Consider the following 18,507-nt stretch of genomic DNA (forward strand, 5'->3'; position numbering starts at 1 on the left):
AACCCATGACCGACACCACGACTCCCGCCCTGGTCGAGCTCCGCAACGCGACACTGTCGTCGCTGCCCGCGACCGTGCAGGTTCCCAGCTACGACCGCACCGGTCTCACGGCCGGCATCGTGCACTTCGGCGTTGGCGGTTTTCACCGCGCGCACCAGGCCCTCATGATCGACGACCTGCTCGAGCAGGGCCTCGCCCGCGACTATGCCATCTGCGGTGTCGGCGTCATGCCCTCCGACGCCCGCATGCGCGACGCCCTGCTCGAGCAGGACGGCCTGTACACGCTCGTCGTGAAACACCCGGACGGCACGCTCGACGCCCGCGTGATCGGGTCGATCATCGACTACTTGTTCGCCCCCGACGACGTGGAGGCCGTGATCGAACGCCTCGCGAGCCCCGAGGTGAAAATCGTCTCCCTCACCGTCACCGAGGGCGGCTATAACATCCACCCGGTCAGCGGCCGGTTCGACCTCAGCAACCCGCAGGTCGCCGCCGACCTGCAAGCGGATGCCGCCCCCACGACGGTCTTCGGCCTCGTCGTCGAGGCCCTGCGTCGTCGACGCGAACGCTCGACCCCGCCGTTCACCGTCATGTCCTGCGACAACCTACAGGACAACGGCCGCGTCGCCCGCCGCTCCTTCGTGGCCTTCGCCACGGCCAAGGACGCAGACCTCGGCGCCTGGATTGACGCCTCCGTGAGCTTTCCGAACTCTATGGTCGACCGCATCACCCCGGTCACAACCGACGACGACCGCGCCCAGATCGCGAAGGCCTTCGGTCTCGCCGACCACTGGCCCGTAGTCTGCGAGCCGTTCCTGCAGTGGGTGCTCGAAGACGCGTTCACCGACGGCCGCCCGCCGTACGAGAAGTCGGCCGCCCAGCTCGTGAGCGACGTCGAACCGTACGAGCTCATGAAGCTGCGCCTGCTCAATGCGAGCCACCAGGGGCTCGCCTACTTTGCGCATTTGATGGGCTACCACCTCGTGCACGACGCCGCGGCCGACCCGCTCATCGCCGGGTTCCTGCGCGCCTACATGGACCGCGAGGGATCATTGACGCTCAAGCCGGTACCCGGCATCGACCTCGAGGACTACAAGACGCAGCTCATCGAACGGTTCAGCAACCCGGGGGTGCGCGACACCGTTGCCCGCCTGGCCGCCGAGTCGAGCGACCGCATTCCCAAGTGGCTGCTGCCGGTGATCCGCGAGCAGTCCGCCCGGGGCGGCGAGCTCGCCCTCTCCGCCGCGATCGTGGCGAGCTGGGCCCGCTACGCCGAGGGCATTGACGAGCACGGTGAACCGATCGACGTCGTCGACCGCGTCAAAGACACCGTCATGCAGAACGCCACCGGCTACGCGAGCGACCCGCACTCCTTCCTGCGCGACCGGGACCTGTTCGGCGACCTGATCGACGACGACGCCTTCGTGGCGGCTTACGACCATGCGCTTGGCCTGCTGCACACGGTCGGAGCCCGGGGCACCCTCGAACATCTCCTGAAGTCCCTCGATTAGGCTGATCACAACTAGGTTTCAAAGGAGATGCGTTGGCACTGAAACGTCGCGTGGTGGTCGGAGTCGATTCCTCGACCCAGAGTTGCAAGGTCGTGAGCGTCGACGCCGACTCCGGTGAGCTTTTGCAGCTGCAGAGCGCACCCCACCCCGACGGCACGAGCATCAACCCTGCGCGTTGGTGGGAGGCCTTCGAGCAAGCCGGAGGCGCCGACGCGGCCGCTGGCGCCGGCAACGTGCTCGCTCTTGGTGTGAGCGCGCAGCAGCACGGCATGGTCGCCCTCGATGACACCGGCACGCCCGTGCACGACGCCCTGCTCTGGAACGATGTTCGCAGTGCCCCGCAGGCCAGAGCGCTCACCGAGCAGTACGGTGCCTCGATGTGGGCCGACGAGGTCGGCGTCGTGCCGGTCGCGTCGTTCACCATCACGAAGCTGGCCTGGATGCACGCGAACCGGCCCGAGCTCGCCGCCCGCGTCGAACAGGTGCTGCTGCCGCACGACTGGCTCACCTGGAACATTCTCGGCCGGCCCGTCGAGGCCACGACCGATCGCAGCGACGCCTCCGGCACCGGATACTTCTCGGTGCACAGCAACGAGTACCGCCTGGATCTGCTCGAGTCCGCCCTCGGCCGCACGGCCAGGGTGCCGCGGGTGCTCGGCCCGTCGGAGCGGGCCGGGGTCACCAGCGGCGGCGTCATCGTCTCGGCCGGCGCCGGCGACAACGCCTCAGCCGCACTCGGCCTCGGGGCCGAAGAAGGCGACGTGATCGTGTCTATCGGCACGAGCGGCACCGTGTTCGCCAGCACCGCTGCCCAGATAGCGGATGCCTCCGGCTCGGTCGCCGGGTTCGCCGACGCCGCCGGCGGTCAGCTTCCCCTGCTCGCCACCATCAATGGTGCCCGCACGCTCGTGGCCACGGCCGGCATGCTCGACGTGAACATCGAACGCTTCGGCGCGCTCGCTCTGAGCGCCCCGATCGACGCCGACGGTCTGCTCATGCTGCCCTACCTCGACGGCGAACGCACCCCGAACCTGCCGGATGCCACCGGCTCGCTGACCGGCATGCAACGGGGCAATATGCGCCCCGAAAACCTGGCCCAGGCATCCGTTTTGGGACTGGTCTGCAGCCTCGCCGACGCACTCGACTCGCTGCGCAGCCAGGGCGTGCCCGTGCGCCAGGTCATTCTGATCGGCGGCGGCTCACAATCGCCTGCTGTGCAGAAGATCGCAGCGGATGTCTTCGGTGTGCCGGTCCTGCTGCCAGCCCCCGGCGAATACGTGGCTCTCGGCGCCGCCCGGCAGGCCGCCTGGGCCCTTGACGGCGAGTTTCCCGAGTGGAAGCGCGAGATCGCGACCGAACTTACGCCCTCAGCCGCCCGGGACTGGGCCGTCGACGTGCGCGCCCGCTACGCCGAGCAGCGCGGCTTGATCTACGGGGTTTGACACTAGGGGTACCCGATGAACCAGAGCAGCCAGATCGCGACGGGCTGCAGGGCGATCGAGCCCACGAGCAGGCCGCGACGCAGCGGCTTCGACCGGGCGATCATTGGGTCGCCGAGCAGCGGTGCCAGCGGCAGCAGCAGACGAAACAGGCTCTGCTGCGGCAGGAACACGGCCACGAGGTAGAGCGCGTAGCTCGCCGAATACGCGATGACGTCCGGCCGAAGCGGATGCAGCGCCCGCCGCGACAACCACCACCCGAACCCGGCCACGAGCAGCAGAACCAGCACGATGCCTGCTACGCCGAGGTAACGGCCGGCCATCAGGATCCACGGCGTGAGCGGCACGAACGACGTCCGGCCCACAAAGCCGGTCCACCACGACAACTCCGTGGCGAGATAGGCATCGTGCACGCCCGTGACGGCGCCGGCCACGAGCGGCCAGGCCAGCCCGGCCGCGGCAATGCTCAGCCCGGCGGCCACGATCGCCCAGCGCTCGCGCCAGGGGAAGCGCTCGCGTTCCCGCCAGCGCAGCAGCAGCATGAGAGCGAGGGCCAGCGACAGCGCGAGCACGCCCGGTCGGGTGAACGCGGCCACCGCGGCGAGCGGAATCATCAGCAGGTAGCGCCGCTCCATCATCGCCCAGAGGCTCGCGAACACCAGGAACAGAAACAAGCTCTCGGCGTAGGCCACCTGCAGAATGAACGACAGCGGCCCGAAACAGAACAGGGCCACCGCCCACAGCGCCGAATGGCTCCCGACTCGCGGTTCCAGCAGGCGGTGAAGCGCGAGCGCGGCCAGGGCGCCGAACAGGGTCGCCACGAGCACGCCGGCCACGTAGAAGTCGAGGCCGGTCAGCTGCGCCAGACCGCGAGACAGCCAGGGAAACACCGGCAGAAACGCCCAGACGTTTGGCTCGACATGTCCGGCGGCATCCGTCGGCAGCTCGGTCGGATACCCGTGCAGCGCAATTTGTCGGTAGAACGAGCTGTCCCACGACCCCGAGAAGGTGAAGAAGTTAGGGTCGCGCCGGTAGCTCGCGAAGGTCCAGCCAGCCCGCGAGGCGACGGCAAAAACGGTACCGAGCAGTGCGGTCGTGACGAGCCGCGACAGACCCCAGATCAGCAGCACGAGTCCCCACGGCGGCAGCTGACCGAGTCGGGTGCGGAGCGCGCGCAGCCGCTCTGCCCTACCCCCGATCGTCATCGGTCCAGACTAGCTGTCAGCAGCAGCGTCCCTGCGGGTTCTTGTCCTGCCGGTCCGTCTGGTCGCGCCAGAATTCGCGCTCGGTCATGAGCGGATGCGGCGCGCGGCCTGCGCCCGCGGCATCCGTTTCGCATTCACTCGCGTGGTGCGCCACATACTTCTCGTAGGCGTCCTCGCCGAGAATCCCCTTAAGGAACCAGACCACGCCGCGGGCGCCCTTGCGGACGCCCGCCAGAACGGTCATCAGTGACCCTTGACCTTGATTTTTTTCTCCACCGGAAGGGCATCCCACTCGGCCTGTAGTACCTTTTCGGGCGGGGTCATGATGAACCCGGCCGGCGCGAAGATTTGCGACTGCACGGCATCGTCTTCACTCGTGGCACTGGAGTTCTTGCGGTAGGCGTTCCAGGTGGCCTGAATCGCAGTGAGGATCACGATGATCGCGAGCACGACGAAGACGATCGAGAGAACGCCCTGCACCATCGTGTTGCGCACGACAGCCTCCATGGCGAGAACGTTCGGGGCGGTGCCGAAGCTCGTCTCGCCAGCGGCGAGGGCATCGGAGAACGCGCGGTTCTGCGCGAAGTAGCCGATGGCTGGGGTAGTCGAGAAGATCTTCAGAAACGACGCTGAAATCGTGACGACAGCGGCGAAACCGAGCGGCAGTGCAACGACCCAGAGGTACTTGAACAGGCCCCGCTTGGCGACGATGGCCATGCACACGGCCAGGGCGATCGCCGCGAGCAGCTGGTTGGCGATGCCGAACAGCGGGAACAGCGTGTTGATGCCGCCGAGCGGATCCGTCACTCCCATGAGAAGCACGGCTCCCCAGGCGGCGACCATGATGGCCGTGGCGGTCCAGGCTCCGGGGCGCCAGGACGTGTTCTTGAACTTCGGGAAGAAGTTGCCGAGGCTGTCCTGCAGCATGAAACGGGCGACGCGGGTGCCGGCATCCACTGCGGTGAGAATGAACAGGGCTTCGAACATGATGGCGAAGTGGTACCAGAAGCTCATCATCGACGCGCCGCCGACGAGCTGCTGCATGATGTGGGATAGGCCGACGGCGAGCGTCGGGGCGCCGCCGGTACGGGAGACGATCGACTCTTCGCCGACGTTGGTGGCCATGTCGGTCAGCATGCTCGGTGTGAGGTTGACGCCGGTCAGACCGAGGCTGTTCACGAAAGCGACCGCGCCCTGCACGGTGCCGCCGGTGAGAGCGGGCGAGGCGTTCATGGCGAAGTAGATTCCGCGGTCGATCGACAGCGCGGCGACCAGGGCCATGATTGCCACGAGCGATTCCATGAGCATGCCGCCGTAGCCGATGAACCGGGTCTGGCGTTCCTTCTGAATGAGTTTGGGCGTCGTGCCAGAGGCGATCAGCGCGTGGAACCCAGAGAGGGCGCCGCAGGCGATCGTCACAAACAGGAACGGAAAGAGGGTTCCGGCAACCACGGGGCCGGTGCCGCTCGTGGCGAAGTCACTCACGGCCGGCACGCTGATCTCGGGGCGGATAATGACGATCGCGACGGCGAGCATGCCGATCGTGCCGATCTTCATGAACGTCGAGAGGTAGTCGCGCGGGGCCAGCAGCAGCCAGACCGGCAGAATAGCGGCGATGAAGCCGTAGATGATGATGCCCCAGGCGATGGTGACCTTATCGAGGAGCAGGTAGGTCTGGCCGAAATCGGTGCCGGCCACCATGCCGCCGCCGACGATGGCGGCGATCAGCAGTACGAAGCCGATGATGGAGATCTCGGTTATCTTGCCCGGGCGGAAGAAGCGCAGATAGCAGCCCATGAACAGGGCGATCGGGATGGTCATGCCCACCGAGAACACGCCCCACGGGCTTTCGGCGAGAGCATTGGTGACGACGAGAGCGAGGATGGCGACGATGATGACCATGATCACGAGGGTCGCGATGAGGGCAGCGGTGCCGCCGATCACGCCGAGTTCGTCGCGGGCCATCTGGCCGAGAGAGCGACCGCCGCGGCGCATAGAGAAGTGCAGAATCAGGTAGTCCTGCACCGCGCCGGCGAGTACGACGCCGACGATGATCCAGATGGTTCCGGGCAAGTAGCCCATTTGTGCGGCCAGTACGGGGCCGACGAGGGGGCCGGCGCCGGCGATGGCAGCGAAGTGGTGACCGAACAGGACGCGGCGATCGGTGGCGGCGAAGTCCTTGCCATCGGCCTTGTACTCGGCCGGGGTGGCCCGGCGGTCATCGGGGCGAATGATGTGCTTCTCGATGAACTTCGAGTAGAAGCGGTAGCCAATGAGATAGGTGCAGATCGCGGCGAACACGAACCAGATGGCGTTGACAGTCTCACCGCGCACGACGGCGAGCATGACCCAGCTGAGGCCACCGAGCAGTGAAATAGCCGACCAGATGATGATTTTGAGAGGCGTCCACTGACGATCGTGGGCGTCAAGCTCCTCGGGATCCAGGGCGACCGCGAGGTCGTGCGGAATTCGTTTCAGAGCGGTCGATTCTTCGGTCGTGCTGGACGAAGCGCCCATTTCTCCTCCTTGAGCCAAGGCAAATTCTGTGAATCTGCCTACTAACGTTACATCCGCGCGAGAAAGGCTCCGAACCAGAGCGGGAACTCGGGTCGGATCGAGCGCGTAAAATGGGTAACCGGGCACTCGCCCGCATTCTGCGCCTTCGACCATTGGAGCCACCGTGGCGACGCCCACTCATCTTGATTCCGTCATCGCCCTCGCCCGCCACCGCGGTTTTGTTTTTCAGGCCGGTGAGATTTACGGCGGTTCCCGCTCGGCCTGGGACTACGGGCCCCTCGGCGTCGAGCTCAAGGAGAACATCAAGAAGCAGTGGTGGCGTTCGATGGTCACCAGCCGCGACGACGTCGTCGGTCTCGACTCGAGCGTGATTTTGCCTCGCCAGGTCTGGGAAGCATCCGGTCACGTCGAGGTTTTCAGCGACCCGCTGATCGAGTGCACCAGCTGCCACAAGCGTTTTCGCGCCGACCACCTCGAAGAGCAGTATGAGGAGAAGAAGGGCCGCCCGCCCGAAAACGGACTCGATGACATCGCCTGCCCCAACTGCGGCAACCGTCACATCTGGACCGAGCCGCGCGCATTCTCCGGACTGCTCAAGACCTACCTCGGCCCGGTCGATGACGAGGCCGGCATGCACTACCTGCGCCCCGAAACGGCGCAGGGCATCTTCGTGAACTTCGCCAACGTGTTGCAGGCGTCGCGCTCGAAGCCTCCGTTCGGCATCGGCCAGATCGGCAAGAGCTTTCGCAACGAGATCACCCCCGGAAACTTCATCTTTCGCACCCGCGAGTTCGAGCAGATGGAGATGGAATTCTTCGTCGAGCCCGGCACGGATGAGACCTGGCACCAGTACTGGATCGACACCCGCATGAAGTGGTACACCGACCTCGGCATCAATCCCGAGAACCTGCGCCTGTTCGAGCACCCGGCAGAGAAGCTCTCGCACTACTCCAAGCGCACCGTCGATATCGAGTACCGTTTCGGCTTCACCGGCACCGAATTCGGTGAGCTCGAGGGCGTGGCGAACCGTGGTGACTTCGACCTGTCAACGCACGCCAAGGCATCCGGTAAAGACCTCTCGTACTTCGACCAGACCAAGAACGAGCGCTGGATGCCCTGGGTGATCGAGCCCGCCGCCGGCCTGACCCGTTCGCTGATGGCCTTCCTGGTTGACGCCTACGTCGAAGAAGAGGTTCCGAACAATAAGGGCGGCGTCGACAAGCGCACCGTACTCAAGCTCGACCCACGCCTGTCGCCGGTGAAGGCCGCCATTCTGCCGCTGTCGCGCAACGAGAAGCTGTCGCCGATGGCCCGCGAGCTTGCCTCGAACCTGCGCCAGCTCTGGAACGTGGATTTCGACGACGCCGGAGCCATCGGTCGTCGCTACCGTCGTCAGGACGAGATCGGCACGCCGTACTGCATCACGGTCGACTTCGATTCGCTTGACGACCAGGCGGTGACTGTGCGCGACCGCGACACCATGGCGCAGGAGCGCGTGCCGCTCGCCGAGCTCGAGGCCTACCTGGCCGTGCGACTCCGCGGCGCGTAGTCTCACACAGCGGATGCACCGGCATCCGTCGTGCAGACTGAGACCATGAAAGCGGTCTATTTCGAAGAGTTCGGTGTTCTTCCGATGTTGCGCGAAGTGCCGGAGCCGCGTTTGAGCGCGGCCGGCGTGATCGTGCGGGTGGAGGCCACGGGCCTTTGCCGCAGCGACTGGCACGGCTGGCTCGGCCATGACGCCGACATCGCCCTGCCGCACGTTCCCGGGCACGAACTGGTCGGCGTGATCGATGAGGTCGGGCCGCTCGTGCGCCGGTTCCGAGCGGGCCAGCGGGTGACCGTGCCCTTCGTCTGCGCTTGCGGCGAGTGCCCGGAGTGCGACGCCGGAAACGGCCAGGTCTGCCGCAACCAGACCCAGCCCGGTTTCACTCACTGGGGCTCCTACGCCGAGCGGGTCGCGCTGCACCACGCCGACGTGAACCTCATCGCGATTCCGGACGACCTCGACGCCGGCGCCGCAGCGCTGCTCGGCTGCCGGTTCGCCACCTCGTATCGCGGGCTCGTGCACCAGGCCCGCCTCCAGGCGGGCGAAACTCTCGTGGTCGTCGGCTGTGGCGGAGTGGGCCTGAGCGCGATCATGATTGGGCAGGCGCTGGGAGCCACGGTGATCGCCGTCGACATCAGTGCCGATGCGCTCGACGCGGCGACTCGGGCCGGCGCGGCGCACGTGGTCAACTCGACCGGGCTCTTCGATGCCGAGGTGGTCGCACGCATTCGGGCGCTTACCGTGGACGGTGCGCAGGTGAGTCTCGAGGCGCTTGGCCGGGAGAATACCGTGGCTATCAGCATCCGCTCGCTGGCTACTCGCGGGCGGCACGTGCAGATCGGCCTGCTGGCCGACGACCCGCGGATGCCGCTGGGCACGGTGATCGCGCGGGAACTGACCGTGCTCGGCAGCCACGGAATGCCGGCCCACGACTACCCGGCGCTGCTCGACCTCGTACTGAGCGGCCGACTGCGCCCCGCGGACCTGATCAGCCGCCGCATTTCCCTGGCCGAAGCACCGGCGGCCCTCGCTGCCATGTCCACGCCAGGCGCGCCGGCCGGCGTCACGCTAGTCGAGGTTGCCCGCCCCTGACCGTCGCGCGCTGCCACCTTCGGCCCCTTGAACCGGGGAGGTCAGCTAGGAAGCTATGGAGCCGGCGGCATCCGCTGTACCGGCGACGGGCAGTGTGACGTCGATGCCGAACAGGGCGTCGAGGCCGGTCAGGTAGGCGTCTTGCTCGCCGGCGCGGGCCAGGTCCCGGGCGCGCACCATGGGGGTGTGCAGCAGCACGCCGGCCAGGTGACGCAGGGCCGACTCGGTGGCCTCACTCGAGTCGCCGCGGCTGCGAGCCCGGGCGATCTCGGCGTCGCGCAGCTCGAACACGTAGCTGCGCAGGGCGACGACGGCCGGGGTGAGGCTCTGCTCTTCGGCAACATCGGAGAACTTGCGGGCCGCCTTGCCGACGATTTCGCGGGCCTCGGTCGTGGCGTTGAGCTCTTCGAGCGGGGCGTGGATGCTGATGGTCTCGAGGTCGAGAAGCTCGACGCCGGGAACCAGGGCGACATCGGGGGCGACGTTGCGGGGCAGGCCGAGATCGATGATGAGCTGCGGCGGTGCTTCGGGTCCTGAGTCGGCCGGGCACAGCCGGGCGGGAGCGTCGGCGGTGGCGCCAGCAATGGCGAACGGGTCCGTGCCGATCTCGGCACGACCACGGGTGATCAGGGCGGCATCGATCACGTGGTCGTCGCGCAGAGTGCAGGTGACGACGACGTCGGCACGGGCCACCTCGGCGGCGAAATCCTCGGCGGGTACGGCGTCAATGTCGTGCGAGGTTGCGAATCCGACGGCCCGGCCCGAGGGCGAGTACACCCGCACGTTCTCGGCTCCGCGGTCACGCAGGGCGGCCAGCGAGGCGCCGGCATAGCGTCCGGTGCCGACCAAAAGCACGCGAGCGCTGGACCAGTCGCTGACCCGGCTTTCGGCCAGCTCGAGGGCGAGGCGCACGATCGAGCGGCCGGCCGATCCGATCCCGGTGCGGTTCTTCACGCCGCGCGAGGTCTGCGAGGCCCGCTGAAACAGACGCTCGAGCTCGGGGCTCGTGGTGCCGTCGGCGCGAGCCTGCTCGAGCGCGCGGCGCACTTGGCCGGCGATTTCGACCTCGCCGACGACGACGGATTCGAGCCCGCTGGTCACCGCGAACAGGTGCTCGGCCACGCCATTGCCGTGCACGAGGGTGAGATTGTCGCGCAGAACGTCGATATCGAGGCCGCTCGAGGCGCTCACGGCCTCAATCGCGGCGTAGACGGCGGGCAGCGGCGACACGCCGTAGGGCTCATCCAGGTCGAGGTAGGCCTCGAAGCGGTTGCAGGTCGCGACGACGACGGCACCGCTGAGTGGCCCATGCTGCCGAACCATGCGGGTGGCCGAAGAGCCCCCGCCCACAGACAATTTCTCCAGCACATCGAAGGTGGAGTTTTTGTGGCTGGCGGAAAGAAGAATGAGCACTAGCCGATTCTACGACTTCTTGCTGTACGCTTCCGTCGCGCGCCGTCAGGGATATTTGAGAGAATGGGCGTGATGATCCTCGACGCGCAGCATCCACTCTCCTCCGGCCTCACCGCCGACTCCCGCCTGATCCAGGCCTACCAGGGCACCCGGCCCGCCGTGACCCCGGTGTGGTTCATGCGCCAGGCCGGGCGATCGCTGCCCGAATACCGCGAATTGCGGGTCGGAACGCGCATGCTCGACGTGTGCCTCGACCCCGAACTGGCGAGTGAGATCTCGCTGCAGCCGGTGCGCCGCCACAACGTCGACGCGGGAATCTTCTTCAGTGACATCGTCGTTCCCCTGAAGCTCGTCGGGGTCGACGTGTCGATCGTGGCCGGCAAGGGTCCCGTTCTCGGCAAGGCCGTGCGCACCAGAGCGGATGTCGACGAACTCACCTCCCTCGACCCCGCCATTCTGGAGGAGGCCCTCGCGCCGATTCGGGGCGCCGTGGCCCTGGCGGTCTCGCAGCTCGGGTCGACCCCGCTGATCGGCTTCGCCGGTGCCCCGTTCACCCTCGCCGCCTACCTGGTCGAGGGCGGTCCCTCCAAAGACCACATCCACGCCCGAACCCTGATGCACTCCGAGCCCGAGGCCTGGGCGAAGCTCATGGCCTGGACCGCCGATGTCACCGGCCGGTTCCTGCGCGCCCAGGTGGTCGCCGGCGCGAGCGCGGCCCAACTGTTCGACTCGTGGGCCGGAGCGCTCTCGCTGGCCGACTATGCGGCATCCGTCGCTCCAGCCTCGGCTGCGGCGATCGCCCACGTGCGCGATCTCACCTACACGGTGCCCGGCGCCGACGACGTCTCGGTTGATCGCAACGTGCCGATCGTGCACTTCGGCGTCGGCACCGGCGAACTACTGAAAGAGATGCACAACATCGGAGCCGACGTCGTTGGCGTTGACCACCGCGTACCGCTCGACGAGGCCAACCGCCGGCTCGGCGGCGCGGTTCCGGTGCAGGGCAACGTCGACCCGGCCCTGCTCGCAGCTCCCTGGCCGGTGCTCGAAGCGCACGTGCGCGACGTACTCGAACGCGGCCGCAGCGCACCCTCCCACGTACTCAACCTCGGCCACGGCGTTCCGCCCGACACCGACCCCGACGTGCTGACCCGCCTGGTCAGCCTCGTGCACGACGTGAGCGCGGCCGAGTAGGAGCAACAGAATGATCGACGTTCTCGTGATCGGCGGGGGAGTGGCCGGTCTGGTGGCCGCCCGTGAATGCGCCCAGGTCGGTCTGGCCGTCACCATCATCGAGGCAACGGATGCCGTCGGCGGCCCGGTCGCCGGCCACGTTCTCGACGGGCTCAGTCTTGACAGCGGAGCCGAGAGCTTCGCCGTGCGCGGCGGAACCGTCGCCGCTTTCGTCGAGGACCTCGGCCTCACCGACCAAATCGTCGCCCCCAACGTGGCCGGCGCCTGGCTGCACCTGCCCGCGCTCAACTCCGGCTCGTCGTCCCGCGCCCGCGCGAAGAAGGTCGCCGCCGGAACCGCCCTGCAACGCCCGTCAGCGGATGCCTCGGTGAGCGTTCCGCTCCCCAAGGCCGGCGTTCTCGGAATTCCCGGTTCCCCACTCGCCGACGACGTGCGCCGCGTGATCGGCTGGAAGGGGTCGCTCCGCGCCTACCTCGACCGGCTCATGCCCGTGCTCACCATCGGCCGGGAGCACAGCCTCGGCGACCTCGTGAAAAAGCGCATGGGCGCGCGAGTACTCGACCGCCTGGTCGAACCGGTTGCCTCCGGCGTCTACACGACGAGCGCCGTCGACCTCGAAATCGACGTCGTCGCCCCCGGACTCAACCGCGCCCTCACCACCGCCGGCTCGCTCTCCGGCGCCGTCTCAGCCCTGCGGTCCGGCGCCCCCGCCGGCTCCAACGTCGGCGGGCTGCTCGGCGGCATGGCCAGCCTGCCCGCAGCCATCGTGACCGCCCTCGAGCGCCACAACGTGAGCATCCTCACCGGCACGACGGCCGAGACCCTGGCTCGCTCCGGTACCGACGATGCGCCGACCTGGTCCGTCACCGTCACGCGCCCCGCGGATGCCGCGCCCGCCGACCCGGCTGACCCGATCGACTCAGCTGACCCCGCCGACGTCGGCACCACGACCCAGACCATCACCGCCCGCTACGTCATCATCGCGACTCAGGGAGCCCAGGCGCTGCGACTGGTCAATCCGCTCGGCGCCCGGTTCGATGCGCTCGCCGAACTCGACTGGCCGGCCCCGACCGCGGTGACCCTCACCTCGCTCGTGCTCGATGCGCCCGCCCTCGACGCTCACCCGCGCGGCACCGGCGTGCTCGTCTCGATCGACGCCCCCGATGTCACCGCGAAGGCGCTCACGCACGTCACCGCAAAGTGGGCCTGGGTCGCCGACGCGGCCGGCCCCGGCCGGCATGTCGTGCGGCTGTCCTATGGCCGGGCGGGTCACCCCAACCCGACCGATGACCTCAGCGACGTTGAACTGCAGGCGCTCGCCCTGCACGATGCTGCCACCCTGCTCGGTGTGCCGCTTCCGGCCGGCTGCGTGCGCGCCTTCGCCCGCACCGAGTGGCGTGACGCGCTGTCACCGGCCACTCTCGGTGCGCCCGAACGCGCCCAGCTGGTGCACGAGGCCGTGGCCGCGACGCCCGCACTGGAGATCACCGGTGCTTGGCTGGCCGGAACCGGCCTCGCCTCGGTCATCCCGCACGCCCTCGAGGCCGGCGACCGCATTCGGCACGCCGCCCTCGGCCTGACCATCACCGCCCCCGACCTCTAGCGGACGCCGAAACTGTGCACTTCCTGTATTGATACGAGCGCGGTGTGACATACCCGGGCGCACCCGAGACCGAAACGGCGAACCGGGTTACTCTGGGGAGACCTTACGAAAGTGGAGACTCAATGCGCGGAAAGCTTCTGTTCATCACGGGCGGACTCGTCGGCTACGTGCTCGGTGCACGCGCCGGCCGCAAACGCTACGACCAGATCGCCGCCGCTGCCAATGATCTCTGGAACGCCAAACCTGTGCAGCGCCGGGTGACCGAGGTGCGCGATGCCGCCCTCGAGCTGGTTGGAGACGTTCCCTCCACCCTGTATAAGGCCGGCAAGAAAGCGGTCAACCAGGCGGTCGCCAAGAAAAAGCAGGCTTCCACCCCCGCAGTGACCACCCCAGCCGCCAAGGCGAGCACGACCACGAATCGAACGGCCGCCGCAAAGCCGAAGCCGAAAGCGACCCCTAAAGCCAAGCCCGTCGAAGACGATTCCGACGCGCAGTAAGCCCGACGGCAACTCGTAGAATTCTCAGACACCCGAAACACCGACACCCGAACCTAGGGAAGGCAATCCGTGACTAGCAGTGGATTCAACCCGAAGAGCAAACGCCCGTTGCTCGCCCTGATCGGGGAGCTGCCCGGCCAGATCAGTGCCCTCGTCAAAGCCGAACTGGATGCCTTCAAGGCCGAGTTCGCCACGAAGGCCAAGAACTTCGGGGTTGGTGCTGCCCTCTTCATCGTGGCCGGAGCCATCCTCTTTTTTGCACTCGGAGTGTTCGTCGCCCTCGCGGTGATCGCGCTGGCTCTGGTGTTGCCGCTCTGGCTGGCCACCCTCATCGTGGCGGTGGCGCTCGTGCTGCTCGCCGTCATCCTCGTGCTCATCGGTGTCAATCGGGTGAAGGCAGCCACGAAACCAGACCCCGAGGGCGTGCACGCGAGCATCCGCCTGGACGCAGATGCATTCAAGGGAGTTGGCGAATATGACACCAAATAGCGGCACGCAAACCGAGAAGCACGGCATCGGCGATCTTCGTGCCGAAGCGCGGCACGCGCGGGCCGAACTCGCCTCGACGCTCGACGCGATCGAGTACAAGTTCAACTTGCCCAAACAGCTGCGCATCAAACGGCGTCAGCTCTCCCACGCCCTGCGCCAGCTCGGCGAAGACAGTCCGGCCGCTCTCGTGGGCATTGCCCTCGGAGCGGCGACAGTCGTGGGCGTTATCGTCTGGTTCGGAGCCTCAGCGGTGGCCAAGAACCGCTAGTTCCCACCAGGCCCGCTCGGTCGGTTCACAGGAACCGGTGGGCTCATTTTGGTGCCGGGCGCAATACAGAGCAAACTAGAACCATGACTCACCCGGCTGCCGGAGAGGCAGTACCCAGCGTTCAGCCCACCACCCCCACCGATTCCGAGGTACCCGCGGCTTCGCCGCAAGGATTCACCCTCTTTACCGTTCTGCGAAGAGACCCGCACAACCCCGATGATCTCGACGGCCGCGATGTTCCGCACGCCGTGAACGAGCTCGACGACGTGGTGGCCTTGATCGAAGCCGAGGGCGTCACCGTGCGCGGCTTCTACGATGTCTCCGGCCTCAAGGCCGACGCTGACGTCATGATCTGGACCCACGCGCCCGAGGCTGAAACCCTGCAATGGGCCAACCGCGAACTGCGCCGCAGCCGCCTGCTCAAGAGCCTGCTGCCCACCTGGAATGCCATGGGCGTGCACCGCGACGCCGAATTCAACAAGAGCCACGTGCCCGGCTTTCTGCGCGGCATCGAGCCGAAGGCCTGGCTCACCATCTACCCCTTCGTGCGCAGCTTCGAGTGGTACCTGCTTCCCGAGGAAGACCGCAGTCGCATGCTTGCCGACCACGGCCGCAAGGGTGCCGCCTACCGCGGAGCCATCGCCAACACCGTCTCCGCCTTCGCCCTCGGCGACTACGAGTGGCTGCTGCCGATCGAGAGCGACGAGCTCACCGAGCTCGTCGACCTGATGCGCGGCCTGCGCGACACCGAGGCGCGTCGCCACGTGCGCGAGGAGATCCCGTTCTATACCGGACGCCGCATTTCCACCGCCGAGCTGGTCGAGGTGCTTCAGTAATGACCGCTTACGACGCAGTGCTGCTGGCCGGTTTCGGCGGACCCGAAGGCCAAGACGACGTGATCCCATTCCTCCGCAACGTGACCGGAGGCCGCGGCATCCCCGAGGAACGCCTCGAAGAGGTCGCCACGCACTATCGCCACTTCGGCGGCATCAGCCCGATCAACGACCAGAACCGCGTGCTCAAGGCGGCACTGCAGGTGGAGCTCGACCGGCGCGGCATCGACCTGCCGGTCATCTGGGGCAATCGCAACTGGGCGCCCTACCTGAAGGACACGATCAGCGAAGCCCACGACAAGGGTCGGGATCGCCTCCTCGCGATCGCCACGAGTGCCTACAGCTCCTACAGTGGATGCCGCCAGTACCGCGAAGACTTCGCCAAGGCCCTCAGCGACACCGGTCTGACGAACGTCGTGCACATCGACAAGATCCGCCAGTTCTTCGACCACCCTGGTTTCGTGACCCCGTTCATCACCGGCGTGACCCAGGGACTGGCTGACGTCGTGGCAGCTGTCCCCGGCATAAACGTCGACACTGAGGTCGAGATCCTGTTCTCGACCCACTCCATCCCGATGACCGATGCGAACAAGAGTGGCCCGCCCGAGCGCGGCTTCAGCGAGGGCGGTGCCTACGAGGCCCAGCACCGCGCCGTTGCACAGGTCGTCATGGACTCCCTCGTGGAACCGGACGATTCCTCGGTGCCGCTCAAGACGCAGTGGCAGCTTGTCTACCAGTCCCGCAGCGGCCCGCCCAGCATGCCGTGGCTCGAACCCGACATCAACGACGCGATCGCCCTGCTGCCGGCCCGCGGCATCCGTGCCGTCATCATCGTGCCGCTCGGTTTCGTGAGCGACCACATGGAGGTTATGTGGGACCTCGATAACGAGGCGATGGAGACGAGCGAGAAGTTCGGCATCAAGGCCGTGCGTGTGCCGACCCCCGGTGTGTCGCCCGACTTCGTCAGCGGCCTCGTCGACCTGATCGAGGAACGCCTGAACGACACCCCGGTGGAAGACCGCCCGGCCGAGACCACTCTCGGACCCTGGTACGACGTTTGTCGCCCCGGTTGCTGTGAGAACGTGCGCCTCGGCTTCAAGCCGGCCGTCGCCGGAATGGCGCCATGACCGTGATCCGCGTGGGCACCCGCGCGAGCGCCCTGGCGCTCGCGCAGACCCAGACCATCGTCAACCGCATCGCGGCTTCGGCCGGTGTCGAGGTCGAAATCGTGCGCGTCACCACGCACGGCGACACCTCGACCGAACCGCTCTCGAGCCTCGGCGGCACCGGCGTGTTCGCGAGCGCCCTGCGCGAAGCCCTGTTGAACGACGAGTGCGATGTCATCGTGCACTCGTTCAAGGACCTGCCGACCGAGCCCCACCCGGGCCTCGTTATCGGCGCAACCCCCAAGAGAGCGGATGCCCGCGACGTGCTCTGCGCGCGCGCCGGCTTCACCCTGGACACCCTTCCCGAGGGCGCCCGTGTGGGAACGGGCTCGCCGCGCCGGGTAGCCCAACTGCTGGAGCGTCGCCCCGACCTCACGATCGTGGACATTCGCGGCAACATCGACACGCGCCTCGGCCGCGTCGCCGAGGGCGACCTCGACGCCGTCGTGCTCGCCGCCGCCGGCCTCGGACGTCTCGGTCGGCTCGATTCGCTCGCGCCCGAATTTCTCGACCTGTCGGCCTGGCCGACGGCTCCGGGCCAGGGTGCGCTCGCCATCGAGGTGCGCGCCGGCAGACCGGAACGCCTGCTCGGCGTTGCGCTCGCCGCCATGAACCACGCCTCCACTCAGGCGACGACCGCCGCCGAGCGCACGGTGCTGGCTCGCCTCGAAGCCGGCTGCGCAGCACCGATCGGCGCGACCGCGGTCGTCGACGATGGGCTCCTCTTCCTCACCGCCACCGTGTACAGCCCTGACGGTTCCCGCAAGGTCACCAGCTCGCACGCGGCGACCCCCGATTCGCACTCCGCCCTCCATCTCACCGAAGCCGCGCTCGACGTGGCCGAACGAGTATCCATAGATCTTCTGGCCGGTGGCGCGGCCGAGTTCTCTCCCCTGAAAGTGACTGAGTGACCCACGTGACCAATCGAATGACCAAGCCTCTCGCGGGCTGGCGAGTTCTCGTTCCGCGCGGCGGACCCTGGGGAGACCAGGTGGCAGCAAATCTGCGGGCCAAGGGTGCGCATCCGATCGTGGCTCCCATGATCAACTTTGCCGCGACCGACGACGCCCCAGCCCTCGACGCGGCGCTCACCCGCCTCGCCGCCGGCGACTTTGACTGGATGACCATCACGAGCGCCACGACCGTCGACGTTCTGTCGTCGCACCGTGCGATCATCGCACCGGGAACACGCGTCGCCGCGGTCGGAGAGACTACAGCGGCGGCGCTCATCGCGGCCGGATACCACGTGGACATCGTCCCCTCCGAGGACAACTCGGCCCGCGGTCTGCTCGAGGAATGGGAGACCGCTACGGCCGGGGTCATCCCGTTACGCGTGCTGACCCTACGCAGCGAGATCGCCAAGCCGCTGCTCTCCGAGGGGCTGCGCCGGGTCGGCCACGACGTGCAATCAGTCGTCGCCTACCGCACCATCGGTGTTCCGGTCAGCGACCAGGTCGTCGCCGATGTGAAAGCGGGCCTCGTGCACGCCGTTCTCGTGACGAGCGGCAGCGTCGCACGCCAGGTGCGCGAGCAGTTTGGCGACATTCCTGAACGCACACTCGTAGCCTGCATCGGTCCGCAGACGGCGAAGGACTCCCGGGCGCTCGGACTGCGCGTGGACGTCGTCGCTGCCGAGCGCAGCGCCGAGTCCCTCATTGAGGCCCTCGTCGACACCGCGCTGGCGGGAACCGCACCGGCGCTCTGATCGAGCCAGGTAACGACCGGATAACG

The 18,507-nt window shown here is 67.4% G+C and carries 17 protein-coding genes; 13 read left to right on the forward strand and 4 right to left on the reverse strand.

Annotated features, from left to right (window positions below; all coding sequences use genetic code 11):
• The first annotated feature begins 5 nt into the window (after window positions 1–5).
• Window positions 6–1,511 carry a mannitol dehydrogenase family protein gene (locus E3T29_RS07600; protein ID WP_134344900.1) on the forward strand — a complete coding sequence of 502 codons (1,506 nt, stop codon included), beginning with the start codon at window positions 6–8 and terminating at the stop codon, window positions 1,509–1,511.
• Between the two features lie 32 nt (window positions 1,512–1,543).
• On the forward strand, window positions 1,544–2,953 hold the full coding sequence (xylB, locus tag E3T29_RS07605) for a xylulokinase (RefSeq protein WP_241987693.1): 1,410 nt from the start codon (window positions 1,544–1,546) through the stop codon (window positions 2,951–2,953).
• A 2-nt stretch (window positions 2,954–2,955) separates the two neighbouring features.
• Here the strand turns inward: xylB and E3T29_RS07610 are convergent, their stop codons facing one another.
• The 3 genes from E3T29_RS07610 to E3T29_RS07620 are packed head-to-tail and all read right to left on the reverse strand — an operon-like array spanning window position 2,956 to window position 6,672.
• Window positions 2,956–4,155, reverse strand: coding sequence for a mannosyltransferase family protein (locus E3T29_RS07610; RefSeq protein ID WP_134344901.1), 1,200 nt, complete (start codon window positions 4,153–4,155; stop codon window positions 2,956–2,958).
• Window positions 4,156–4,171: 16 nt separating this feature from the next.
• On the reverse strand, window positions 4,172–4,402 hold the full coding sequence (locus E3T29_RS07615) for a YbdD/YjiX family protein (protein ID WP_369831287.1): 231 nt from the start codon (window positions 4,400–4,402) through the stop codon (window positions 4,172–4,174).
• The gene (locus E3T29_RS07620) at window positions 4,399–6,672 is read right to left on the reverse strand and encodes a carbon starvation CstA family protein (RefSeq protein ID WP_134344902.1); all 2,274 of its coding nucleotides are present in this window, start codon (window positions 6,670–6,672) and stop codon (window positions 4,399–4,401) included. The genes E3T29_RS07615 and E3T29_RS07620 overlap by 4 nt, the downstream gene beginning before the upstream one ends.
• 163 nt (window positions 6,673–6,835) lie before the next feature.
• Here E3T29_RS07620 and E3T29_RS07625 point away from each other — a divergent pair, with 163 nt between their 5' ends.
• Window positions 6,836–8,221 (forward strand): glycine--tRNA ligase, encoded by a 1,386-nt coding sequence (locus tag E3T29_RS07625; protein WP_134344903.1) that lies wholly within the window; start codon window positions 6,836–6,838, stop codon window positions 8,219–8,221.
• 45 nt (window positions 8,222–8,266) lie between these two features.
• Window positions 8,267–9,313 carry an alcohol dehydrogenase catalytic domain-containing protein gene (locus E3T29_RS07630; RefSeq protein ID WP_134344904.1) on the forward strand — a complete coding sequence of 349 codons (1,047 nt, stop codon included), beginning with the start codon at window positions 8,267–8,269 and terminating at the stop codon, window positions 9,311–9,313.
• Between the two features lie 45 nt (window positions 9,314–9,358).
• Here E3T29_RS07630 and E3T29_RS07635 read toward each other — a convergent pair whose 3' ends face one another.
• Window positions 9,359–10,726 carry a glutamyl-tRNA reductase gene (locus E3T29_RS07635; protein WP_134344905.1) on the reverse strand — a complete coding sequence of 456 codons (1,368 nt, stop codon included), beginning with the start codon at window positions 10,724–10,726 and terminating at the stop codon, window positions 9,359–9,361.
• A gap of 72 nt (window positions 10,727–10,798) precedes the next feature.
• On the opposite strand from E3T29_RS07635, the gene hemE reads away from it, so the two are divergent.
• The 9 genes from hemE to E3T29_RS07680 all read left to right on the forward strand — a co-directional run bounded on the left by hemE (window position 10,799) and on the right by E3T29_RS07680 (window position 18,481).
• Window positions 10,799–11,920 (forward strand): uroporphyrinogen decarboxylase, encoded by a 1,122-nt coding sequence (hemE, locus tag E3T29_RS07640; protein ID WP_134345014.1) that lies wholly within the window; start codon window positions 10,799–10,801, stop codon window positions 11,918–11,920.
• A 10-nt stretch (window positions 11,921–11,930) separates the two neighbouring features.
• The gene (locus E3T29_RS07645) at window positions 11,931–13,523 is read left to right on the forward strand and encodes an NAD(P)/FAD-dependent oxidoreductase (RefSeq protein WP_134344906.1); all 1,593 of its coding nucleotides are present in this window, start codon (window positions 11,931–11,933) and stop codon (window positions 13,521–13,523) included.
• 122 nt (window positions 13,524–13,645) lie between these two features.
• Window positions 13,646–14,020 carry a hypothetical protein gene (locus tag E3T29_RS07650; protein WP_174776405.1) on the forward strand — a complete coding sequence of 125 codons (375 nt, stop codon included), beginning with the start codon at window positions 13,646–13,648 and terminating at the stop codon, window positions 14,018–14,020.
• A 69-nt stretch (window positions 14,021–14,089) separates the two neighbouring features.
• Window positions 14,090–14,509 carry a phage holin family protein gene (locus tag E3T29_RS07655; protein ID WP_092338604.1) on the forward strand — a complete coding sequence of 140 codons (420 nt, stop codon included), beginning with the start codon at window positions 14,090–14,092 and terminating at the stop codon, window positions 14,507–14,509.
• Window positions 14,496–14,777 carry a hypothetical protein gene (locus tag E3T29_RS07660; protein ID WP_241987694.1) on the forward strand — a complete coding sequence of 94 codons (282 nt, stop codon included), beginning with the start codon at window positions 14,496–14,498 and terminating at the stop codon, window positions 14,775–14,777. The genes E3T29_RS07655 and E3T29_RS07660 overlap by 14 nt, the downstream gene beginning before the upstream one ends.
• Before the next feature lie 83 nt (window positions 14,778–14,860).
• Window positions 14,861–15,613: a hydrogen peroxide-dependent heme synthase gene (gene hemQ, locus E3T29_RS20160; protein WP_134344907.1), complete on the forward strand. Its 753-nt coding sequence runs from the start codon at window positions 14,861–14,863 to the stop codon at window positions 15,611–15,613.
• Window positions 15,613–16,737, forward strand: a complete 1,125-nt coding sequence (locus tag E3T29_RS07670) for a ferrochelatase (RefSeq protein ID WP_134344908.1) — start codon at window positions 15,613–15,615, stop codon at window positions 16,735–16,737. Before hemQ ends, E3T29_RS07670 begins: the two co-directional genes overlap by 1 nt.
• Window positions 16,734–17,687 (forward strand): hydroxymethylbilane synthase, encoded by a 954-nt coding sequence (gene hemC, locus E3T29_RS07675; protein ID WP_134344909.1) that lies wholly within the window; start codon window positions 16,734–16,736, stop codon window positions 17,685–17,687. Before E3T29_RS07670 ends, hemC begins: the two co-directional genes overlap by 4 nt.
• A 17-nt stretch (window positions 17,688–17,704) precedes the next feature.
• Entirely contained in the window at window positions 17,705–18,481 is a 777-nt protein-coding gene (locus E3T29_RS07680; RefSeq protein WP_134344910.1) for a uroporphyrinogen-III synthase, read from the forward strand.
• Window positions 18,482–18,507 lie beyond the last annotated feature (26 nt).

Source organism: Cryobacterium sp. TMT1-66-1 (genome assembly GCF_004403435.1).
In the GTDB taxonomy this organism is placed as follows: domain Bacteria; phylum Actinomycetota; class Actinomycetes; order Actinomycetales; family Microbacteriaceae; genus Cryobacterium; species Cryobacterium flavum.